6 protein-coding genes are annotated in these 10,349 nt (G+C 70.9%); 3 read left to right on the top strand and 3 right to left on the bottom strand.

The genetic code is table 11. From position 1 onward, the window contains the following. From VIP82_RS02225 to VIP82_RS02215, 3 genes are all read right to left on the bottom strand, one after another. The coding region (locus tag VIP82_RS02225; protein ID WP_331905664.1) for a DEAD/DEAH box helicase at window positions 1-2,031 on the bottom strand (2,031 nt) is incomplete at its 3' end. A 52-nt stretch (window positions 2,032-2,083) separates the two neighbouring features. Continuing rightward, a complete protein-coding gene (locus VIP82_RS02220) occupies window positions 2,084-3,508 on the bottom strand; it encodes a pyridoxal phosphate-dependent decarboxylase family protein (RefSeq protein WP_331905663.1) in 1,425 nt (474 codons plus the stop codon). A gap of 102 nt (window positions 3,509-3,610) precedes the next feature. Beyond that, on the bottom strand, window positions 3,611-5,137 hold the full coding sequence (locus VIP82_RS02215; RefSeq protein WP_331905662.1) for an alpha/beta hydrolase: 1,527 nt from the start codon (window positions 5,135-5,137) through the stop codon (window positions 3,611-3,613). A gap of 298 nt (window positions 5,138-5,435) precedes the next feature. Here VIP82_RS02215 and VIP82_RS02210 point away from each other — a divergent pair, with 298 nt between their 5' ends. The 3 genes from VIP82_RS02210 to VIP82_RS02200 all read left to right on the top strand — a co-directional run. Further along, a complete protein-coding gene (locus tag VIP82_RS02210) occupies window positions 5,436-7,205 on the top strand; it encodes an Hsp70 family protein (RefSeq protein ID WP_331905661.1) in 1,770 nt (589 codons plus the stop codon). Continuing rightward, window positions 7,202-9,751 carry a LuxR C-terminal-related transcriptional regulator gene (locus VIP82_RS02205; RefSeq protein WP_331905660.1) on the top strand — a complete coding sequence of 850 codons (2,550 nt, stop codon included), beginning with the start codon at window positions 7,202-7,204 and terminating at the stop codon, window positions 9,749-9,751. The genes VIP82_RS02210 and VIP82_RS02205 overlap by 4 nt, the downstream gene beginning before the upstream one ends. A gap of 295 nt (window positions 9,752-10,046) precedes the next feature. Further along, the coding region (locus tag VIP82_RS02200; RefSeq protein WP_331905659.1) for an IniB N-terminal domain-containing protein at window positions 10,047-10,349 on the top strand (303 nt) is incomplete at its 3' end.

The following is a 10,349-nucleotide window of genomic DNA, read 5'->3' as shown; positions in this document are numbered from 1 at the left end:
GCCGAGCTCGTCGCGGAAGCGCTCGACGACGAGGTTCGTCGCGTCGGGCACCACCCGGGTCGCCGCGCGCTGGTCGTCGATGAACTTCACGAGGTTCGTGGCGGCGCGCTCGTCGAGCCCTGCGGCACGGCTGCGAGCGAGGGCGTCGGATGCCGGTGCGCCCGAGAGCTCGGCGATGAATCCGCCGATCGCCGCCCCCAGTTCGGCGGGGCGGCCGATGCCGTCGCCCTTCCAGAACGGCAGGCGCCCCGGCTCGCCGAAGGCGGGGGCGACGAGCACGCGATCGTGCGTGATCTCCTGGATACGCCAACTGGTCGCCCCGAGGGCGAAGACGTCGCCGACGCGCGACTCGTAGACCATCTCCTCGTCGAGTTCGCCGACACGGCGCCCCGGGCCTGCCTCGCCGACCATGAACACGCCGAACAGGCCCCGGTCGGGGATCGTGCCGCCGCTCGTGACCGCGAGGCGCTGGGCGCCGCGCCGGCCGACGATCGTGCCGGCGTCGCGGTCCCAGACGATGCGGGCGCGCAGCTCGCCGAAGCGATCGGAGGGGTAGCGCCCCGCGAGCAGGTCGAGGGTCGCGTCGAACGCCGAGCGGGGCAGCGCGGCGTAGGGCGCGGCACGGCGTACAAGCTCGAACCACGCCTCGACGTCCCACTCGTCGAGCGCCGTGGCCGCGATCGTCTGCTGGGCGAGCACGTCGAGCGGATTCGCGGGGATGCGGAGCTCTTCGATCGCGCCGCCGATCATGCGCTCGGCGACGACCGCCGAGTGCAGCACGTCGGCACGGTGCTTCGGGAAGATGAGGCCCTTCGAGGTCTCGCCGACCTGGTGACCGGCCCGGCCGAGCCGCTGCAGGCCGCTCGCGACCGATGGCGGGGACTCCACCTGCATGACGAGGTCGACCGCGCCCATGTCGATGCCGAGCTCGAGGCTCGACGTCGCGACGACGCAGCGCAGCCGGCCCGACTTGAGGTCGTCTTCGACGAGGGCCCGCTCCTCTTTGCTCACCGAGCCGTGGTGCGATCGGGCGATCACGGGTGGCGCGCCGGTGGTGACGCCCGAGGCGCCGACCATCTCTGCGGGCGTGCGCTGCTCAGCACCGCCTGGAACGGCGAGCACATCGACCGGTGCCGCCGTGCGTTCGGCCCAGAGCTCGTTGAGCCGTGCCGTCAGCCGCTCCGCGAGCCGCCGGGAGTTCGCGAAGACGATCGTGGAGCGGTGCGCGAGCACCTCGTCGAGGATCGCCTCCTCGACGTGCGGCCACACCGTGCCCGCACCCGTCTCGCCGGCGAGGTCGGAGAGGTCGTCGACCGGCACCGTCACCCGCAGGTCGAACTTCTTGCCCGAGGCCGGGGCCACGATCGTGACGGCCCTGGTGCCGCCGAGGAATCGCGCGACCTCTTCATGGGGTCGCACGGTCGCCGACAGCCCGATGCGTTGCACCGGCGCCGCGGTGAGCTCGTCGAGCCGCTCGAGCGAGAGCGCGAGGTGGGAGCCGCGCTTCGTGCCGGCGAGCGCGTGGATCTCGTCGACGATCACCGTCTGCACCCCGCGGAGCGTCTCGCGAGCCGCCGAGGTGAGCATCAGGAAGAGCGACTCGGGCGTCGTGATGAGGATCTCGGGCGGGTGCGTGACGAGCCGTCGCCGTTCGCCGGGCGGCGTGTCGCCCGAGCGCACCCCGACGGAGACCTCCGGCACCTCGATGCCGTGCGCCGCCGCCGTGCGGGCGATGCCGACGAGGGGCGCCCTGAGGTTCCGCTCGACGTCGACACCGAGCGCCTTCAGCGGGGAGAGGTAGATGACGCGCGTGCCCGTGGAGTCGGCGTCGGCACCCTCGTGGTGCAGGCGGTCGATCGCCCAGAGGAATGCCGCGAGAGTCTTGCCCGAACCGGTCGGGGCGACGACGAGCGAGTGCTCGCCCCGGGAGATCGCCTGCCACGCACCGTTCTGCACGGTGGTGGGCGCACTGAAGGACTCGGTGAACCATGCTCGCGTCGCGGGCGAGAACGCGTCGAGCGCCTCCGTCATGCCTCCATTCAAGCGGATGCCGCCGACTCCGGGGCTGCTGCGCCGGCCACCGTCATCGCTGCGGGCCCGCCTCGGCCCGGATCGCGGTCAGCGCACGGGCGACGGCATCGACTGTGCGGCGCACCTCTGCGGCATCCGTTCGCCAGTTGCTCACCGAGAAGCGCACGACGGCGCGGCCGTGCCAGCGCGACGTCATGGCGAGCACCTCGCCGTCGCTCCAGAGGCGCTCGCTGAGGGCTTCGGTCGCCTCGTCGGTGTCGAGCGCGATGCAGACCTGGGTGAAGACGACGTCGTTCAGCACCTCGACGCCGGGAAGCGCACCGACGCCGTCGGCGATGCCGCGGGCCGCCGCGGCGAGACCGTCGACGAGCCGGGCGACGCCCTCGCGACCGAGCGAGCGGAGCACCGCCCACGTCGGCACACCGCGGGCGCGCCGCGAGAGTTCGGGCGCCTTCTCGTGCGGGTCGGCGCCGATCTCGGTGGCCTGCAGGTAGCTCGCGTGCATGCCCAGCGAGCGACGCATCGCGGTGGGGTCGCGCACGATCGCGATGCCGCAGTCGTACGGCACGTTGAGGGTCTTGTGGGCGTCGGTCGACCACGAGTCGGCTGCCTCGTATCCCGCGGTCAGGTGCCGGAGACGCGGCGACGCGGCCGCCCAGAGCCCGAACGCGCCGTCGACGTGCACCCATGCTCCCGCCGCGTGCGCCGCCTCGATCGCGCGGGTGAAGTCATCGAACGCGCCGGAGTGGATGTTGCCGGCCTGCAGCGCCACGATCGCCGGCCCCTCGCCATCGGCGAGCATCGCGGCCAGCTCATCGACGCGGATGCGGCCCTGCTCGTCGGACGCCACCGTGATCGGCGCGCCCAGCCCCAGGTACCGCGCCGCGAGGTCCATGGTGCCGTGGCGCTCCTCGCCGGCGATGAACCGGATCGCCGGCCCGCCCGCGAGGCCTCGGGCCTCGACGTCCCATCCGGCCCTGCGCAACACCTCGTTCCGCGCGGCCGCCATGCAGGAGAACTGGGCCATCGTGGCGCCGGTCGTGAAGCCGACGTCGCTCTGCGGCGGGAGGGCGAGCAGATCGAGCAGCCATTCGCCGGCGAGCTCCTCGACGGCGACCGCGCCCGGCGAGATCGCCTCCAGGCCCGTGTTCTGGTCCCACGCCGAGACGAGCCAGTCGGCGCCGAGCGCGACGGGCTGCGTGCCGCCGATCACCCAGCCGTAGAAGCGGGGCGACCCGATCGCGATGAGGCCGGGCTCGACGCCGTCGGCGAGGCGGGAGATGACGTCGGTCGCCGGCTCGCCGTCTTCGGGCAGATCGCGACCGAGTCGATCCTTGATGTCGTCGGCGTGCAGCCGTGGTGGGATCGGTCGTTCGCGCACCCCTGCCAGCCAGGCCCGGGCGAAGCGCTCGGCGACGTCGAGCACCGCGTCGTAGTCCGGCTCGGTATCGGGCCGGCGCTCGTTCGAGGAGACCATGAGACACCTGCATTCCGCGCGGCCGGGCGCGCCTCCTCAATCTTGCTCCGACCGCGGCATCCGGTCAACGACGCCACCGAAGGCACCGGTGGGGTGCCGGCGTCAGCACAACACGTCGACCGGCGGCACGACGCCTTCGATCAGGTACTGCTCGACGGTCGTGTCGACGCAGGCATTGCCCTTGTTGAATGCCGTGTGCCCGTCGCCCTGGCGTGTCACGAGGACGCCGCTCTCGAGCTGCGACGCGACGTTGACCGCCCACTGGTACGGAGTCGATGGATCGTTCGTCGTGCCGAGCACGAGGATGGGTGCCGCCCCGGGCGCCGCGACGGGACCGGGCACATTCTCGGACTGGAACGGCCACGACAGGCACGAGAGGTCGCTGTACGCGAAGTACGGCCCGAGGTACGGGGCAGCGTCGGTCAGCGCCTTGCCCTGCTCCTTCATGACGGAGACGTTGTTCTGCGCCGGGTAGTCGAGGCACCGCACGGCACGGAGCGCCTCGAACAGGTTGCTGGTGTAGGTCCCCTCGGCGGTGCGCCCGTAGTAGCCATCGACGAGGGTCAGGGCGAAGTCCGGCTTCCCGGCGAGGATGGTGGTGAACAGCGTGTCCAGTGCGGGCCACGTGTCGACGCTGTAGAGCGGAGCAGCGATGGCGATGAGCAGTGTGTCCGCGCCGACCGTCCGCCCGTCCGCCGATGGAATCGGGTTCTTCGAGACCGCATCGAGGATGCTTCGCACCATCGCCATGCCATCGTCGATCGTCCCCTGGAAGGGACAGGTCGCCGCGGGCATGCAGGCGGCGAGGTAGGACCGGAGTGCCGTCTCCACGCCCTGTGCCTGCGCGAGGGTGATCTGTGATTCGCCGAGGCTCGGGTCGATCGCGCCGTCGAGCACGAGCCGCCCCACCTTGTCGGGGAAGGTGCCCGCGTAGATCGTGCCGAGATACGCACCGTACGAGAAGCCGAGGTAATCGAGCTGCTCTTCACCCAGGACGGCGCGCATGAGGTCGAGATCGCGCGCGGCGCTCAGCGTGTCGACATTCGCGAGCAGCGGTCCGGTATTCCTGAGGCACGCCTGGCCCAGTGAATGCGTGAGCTCGTTCTGGCCGGTGATCCATCCGTTGCTGCCCCGGGACCCGGGCGCGACCCCGTACAGGACGTCGTCGATCTCCTTCGGTTTCATGCAGGTGACGGCGGTCGAGCGCCCCACGCCACGCGGATCGAAGCCGACGACGTCGTACCGATCCTGCACGGTCTCGGTGACGGCGAGGTCGATGGATGCCGCCACGACGTCGTACCCCGATACGCCTGGCCCGCCCGGATTGAGGAGCAATGAGCCGACCTTGTCCGCCTGCGCCGGCTGGCGGATGAGCGCAAGCTCGATCTCATCGGCCGAGGGCTCGTCCCAGTCCAGGGGCGCGCGTGCCGTGGAGCAGAGGAACTCGCCGCACTGGTCCCAGCGCAGCACCTGCGAGTAGAACGGCTCGAGCGCGGCGTCGACGTCCTCGGGATACGGCGTGGACTCCTCCACGACCGGAAAGAACAGCGACATCCCGCAGCCGCTCAAGGCAACCGGCAGCGCGATCGCCACAGCGACCGACAGCGTGGTCCTCGATACTCGTCCCATTGGTCCCAAGTATGGGCCCCGCCAGTGTCGCAGGCTCGGCCCTTGTTCAGGGGACAAGCACGGCGAGTCCCAGGGCCCGACCCTTGTTTTGGGGGGTAGGCGCGGCGTTTGCCGGGCCGGGCGCGGAATCCCGGCGATGCGACGCTGTCGACCCACCCGCGTGTCCCCCAAATCGGCGTTCCGACGCGAACCGACCCGTTGCCACCACATTGCTCATGAGAGATACTCAGGCTGTTGTGGGGCTCCTTCGGACGCACTCGACCGGTCGGAGCCGCTCACACTGTGAGGGGACAGAGCAATGGGCACCTCCTTCGTGCTCGGCATCGACGTCGGCACGAGCTTCACCGCTGCCGCCATCGGTCGACGCCGGCCGGATGGCTCGATGGACATCGAACCGCTGGAACTCGGGTCACGCCGGACCGCAGTGCCGACGGTCGTATTCCTCGGCGACGACGGCGGCGTCCTCGTCGGCGAAGCGGCCGAGCGCCGGGCGATCGACCACCCGGAGCGGCTGGTCCGGGAGTTCAAGCGCCGCATCGGCGACCAGACGCCCATCATCGTCGAGGAGCTCAGCGTCGCACCCGAGGACATCTTCGCGATACTCGCCCTGTGGGTCGTCGAGCGCGCCGAGCAGCACGAGGGCGCGGCACCCGGAGTCATCGCGCTGTCGCATCCCGCGTCGTGGGGCGAGCACCGCCTCCAGCTCATCCGCGCGGCCCTCACCGGCGTTGGGCTCGGCGGCGTCGAGCTCGTGAGCGAACCCGAAGCGGCCGGCTTGCACTACCTCGACCGGCAGAAGGTCGACAGTGGCGAGGCGATCGCCGTCTACGACCTCGGCGGCGGCACATTCGACGCCGCGGTCCTCCGGATGCAGGATGACGCCGCCTTCCATCTCATCGGCGCACCGACCGGCATCGAACACCTGGGCGGCGCGGACTTCGACCAACGGATCTTCGAGCACGTGAAGTCGCTCGCGGGCGACGCGTTCGACGACCTCGATGAGACCAAGCCCGACGAAGCCCTCGCTCTCGCACGGGTCCGCCGTGACTGCGTCGAAGCGAAGGAGGCGCTCTCCTTCGACGCCGAGACCGTCGTCCCCGTCCTCCTGCCGAGGGCACAGGCTCGCGTGCGTCTCGTACGGTCGGAGTTCGATCAGATGATCGCCGCCGACCTCGGGCGGACGGTGGACACGTTGCGTTCTGCCGTCACCGATGCGCGGCTCGAGCTCTGCGACATCTCAACGGTGCTGCTCATCGGCGGCTCATCGCGCATCCCCGCGGTCGCGCAGCTCATCTCCGCGGAACTCGAGCTGCCGGTCGCGATCGATTCCGATCCCAAAGCCTCGATCAGCCTGGGCGCGGCCGTGGCCGCTTCTCGCCGTCTGGCACCGGTGGCGATCGAACTCCCTGAAGATGGATCAGACCCCACGCTCGACGTCGCCGCTGATCCGCTGGCCCTTGCCGGCGTTCCGGTCGGAGCCGCCGCATCGACGACGCGCGGCCCGTCGGTCGGCGTGCGCGCCACCGTGCTTGCGGGGGTCGCCGCCGCCCTCATCGCCGTCCTCATCCCGGTGACGCCCGTCGCGATCGGGACTCAGGAGAAGCCAGAGGACGAAGCTCCCGGCGGATCGACCGCCGACGTCGGCAGCATTCCCGCCGGAAGGTACGTGACCGGCGCCGCTCCACTCATCGAGGCTCCGCTGGATCCGGTGTTCCAGAAGGAGGAAGACACGGACGGAACGTACGCTTCGGACGAGGACGCACTGCCGATGACCTCCGACCGCCCGTTGTCCCCCGCGAACGGCGAAACCGGGGGAAGCACCGGCACGTCGACGGAGGATGCACCTTCGGCCCCGTCGTCCGCGAACGACCCCGCCCCGGATCCGACGCCGAACCCCGAGCCGTCGCCCGACCCCGACCCCGCACCAGATCCGGTACCGGACCCTGTGCTCGAGCCCGAACCTGAGCCTGAACCGGTGCCCGATCCGACGCCCGAACCGGACCCCGTGCCGAGTCCTGCTCCCGACCCGGCGCCGGGTCCCACGGACCCGCCCGTGTCCGAGCCATGACCCCGGCGCTCTCGACCATGGAGGGTCTGGCCCAGGGCACACTCGGTGGGGACGATGCCGAGGCGCTCCTTCGCCAGCTGCTCGATGGCGGCGCACCCATCCACGCAGGGGTCACCGGGCCTGGGGGCGCCGGGAAATCGACCTTCCTGCACGAGCTGGCAGTGGTTCTGCGCAGGGAGGGACTCGACGTGGTCAGGAGCCTCGACGAGTACGCCAGGGCGGAGTTCGGCGGCGAACGCGCGGTTCTCCTCGTCGACGATGCCCCGCATCTCAGCGACGACGACGTCGCTGCGCTCACGAGCCTCATGCGCGGCGATGGGCCGCACATCATCATCGCCTTCCGTCCGTGGCCTCGCTCCCAGTCGGTGGCCCGACTCGTGGATCACTTCGGACGGGAGCGGCCCCACCTCGCGCTGCAGTACCTTTCGGCGGCCGACATCCGTCGGCGTGCCGCGGAAGTACTCGGCGAGGAGTTCCCGGAAGAGCAGGCCCAGAGCGTTCTCGACCTCACATCAGGAAGCCCTCGGTTCGTCGATGAACTGCTCCTTGCGGTGCGCGATGACGGCTGGGACCTGAATCCGGCGACCCCATTGCCGGCTGCGGCACTGGAGCGTCTCCGGCACCCGATCGACGGGCTCCACCGAGAGCTCCTCGACTTCACCGTCGCCCTCGCCGTGGGGTTCTCGATCTCTGGGCCGGCGCTCGCGACCTCGGCGCGATTCGCCGGATCCGACCACCGCGACCTGATGGCGGCGGCCCGGGCGTCTGGGCTGGTCTCGCCCGACGGAACGCTGCTGCCCATCGTGCGGATCACGATCCTGCAGGGCACCCCGGCACACGAGCTGTGGCCGATGCGGCGAGAGTTGGTGGACGCGATCGAGGCGGCCGGCCTCCCCCTCGGCGGCACCGCCGTAGAGCTCGCCCTCCACGGGTTCCGCGATCCGCGAGTGGCGAGAGCGCTCTGCACGCAAGCCGACGCAGCGCTGCCCACCGAGCCGGTCGACGCATGGCGCCTCTACGCAGCATCGATCGAAGCGGGAGCGGATATCGCCTCCCTCGGCGCTCGACGAGCACAGGCAGCCTGGGCTGCTGGCGACATCCACGCGGCCGAGCGCCTGGTCGACGGACTGCTGACGGGCAGCGAGCACCCCGACCTCCCCCGTGCCATGCACATCGCTGCGGCCATCTGGGCTCGGAAGGGGATGCTGCGTCGAGCCGCCGACGCCTACGTCGGGCTCGCGGATGCCGAGGCCTCGGCGGCGCCGCTCGCTGCCGTGACCCTCGCAGTGCTCGGAGCGCGCGAGCAGGCTCGATCGGCACTCGCGGATGCGCCGGTCGTGGAGTATTCGACGTCCGCTCACGTCGCAGTCTCACTCACCGCGGAGGGGATCCTCGACGCGATCGAGGGGTCGCCCGATCGTGCTCTGTCGGCACTCCTCCAGGCATCGAGCGTCATGAACGAGTCGGGCGAGGTCGTCCCGCTGCCGGAGGCGCCGGCCGTGCTCGCCGCGCACGTCGCACTCAACGCAGGCGAACTCGACATCGCCGCCGGCGTTCTGCATTCCGCCGCCGAAGCCGTGCAGGGCGGCCCGGCATTCCGGAATCGGCTCCGGCTGACGCAGGCACTCGTGGAGCTGCGCGCCGACCGTCCCGCTCGCGCACGCAGGCTCCTCGAGGCGGCCGACTCCTCGCAACGACCCCTGGGGCTCCGTGATGAGGTCCTCGCTCACTCGGTGCGCATCGGGCTCGCCCGCCGCACCGACGACCTCGCGACACTCGTCCGGGCATGGACGGCCGCCCGCCAGACCGTCGCGCGCATGCCGATGGATCTCACCGCGCTTCCCGCGCTGGGGGAAATCGCTGTCGCGGCGGCACGGCTCGACGAGTCGCATTTCATCGCGCAGCCGCTCGCCAGCGCTTGGGCGTTGCTGGACGCTGCCGGCATGCCCGCTTCCTGGTCGACCAACCTCCACTGGGCGGAACTCCAGGCGGCGATCCTGCGCAACGACCACGCGGGACTGGCTGCGCACTCGACCGCGCTGCTCGACGCCGCTCCAGTGAATCGAGTGGCGAGCCGTCTGGCGGAGGCCGGTCGAGTGTGGGCTTCAGCTCTCGCCGGCGATGTCGACCTCCCGACGGTCGAACGAGCGGCGCGCGATCTCGCAACGGCGGGGTACCAGTGGGATGCGGTTCGGCTCGCCGGCCACGCGGCCGGGCGAGCCGCCGACCACCGGGACACGATCGCGTTGCTCGCCCTCGCGCGCAACCTGCATCCAGAGGCGGCGGCATCCGAGACACGGCATGAGCCCCGCGAGACGGCGGAGGACCGACGCGACGACGGGTCGCTGAGCGCGCGTGAACTCCAAGTGGCCAGACTGGTCCTCGAAGGCAAGACCTACGCGGAGATCGGCGCGGCCATCTTCATCTCCCCACGCACGGCGGAGCATCACATCGCGCGCATCCGGAGACGCCTCGGCGTCACCACGCGCTCGGAGCTGATCGCGCGGCTGCGCCTCGAGCTCGACGACGGTGACGGAGCTCATTAGCGTCAGTCGCCCGCGCGATCCCGAGCTCTTCGCCCTCTCCCCCGATCCCGAACACCCCCACCCCCCCATCCGCCCCCGATCCGAAACCCGTACTCCACTTGCACACCCCTATCGGTCACCCCCACTCGCTCGTCGGAACCCCGTCCCCACGCAGCGTCCGCCCCCCCATGGGCCACCGAAAGACAGGGGGATCCGCACCGATGCCGTCGGCGGCAAGACGCGACAGGCTTCTTCGTGGGGGCCGGCATCGGTGTCGGTCATCGAACTCACACCTCTATGAGGAGGGGAACAGATCATGGCAAACATCACAACGGCACTGCTCGACTTCCTGATGGGCTTGCTCAAGAGCCCGCAGGCCGGCGCGGACTTCGCAGCCGATCCTGACACCGCTCTGCAGAACGCGGGTCTCCAGGGCATCTGCGCGGCAGACGTGGACGCGGTCCTTCCGGTCGCGCTCGACTTCTCGCCGGTCGGCAACCGCGAATACGACACGGGAGGCAACTCCATCGACAGCGGCGCCTGGGGCGGCGGCGGCTGGGGCGGCGGCGGCCACGACGGTGGCGGTGGCGGCGGTGGCGGCTGGGGCGGCGGCGGCCAC

This window comes from Microbacterium sp. (genome assembly GCF_036566905.1).
Classification (GTDB): Bacteria; Actinomycetota; Actinomycetes; order Actinomycetales; family Microbacteriaceae; genus Microbacterium.
This window is presented reverse-complemented; position numbering and strand designations above follow the sequence as displayed.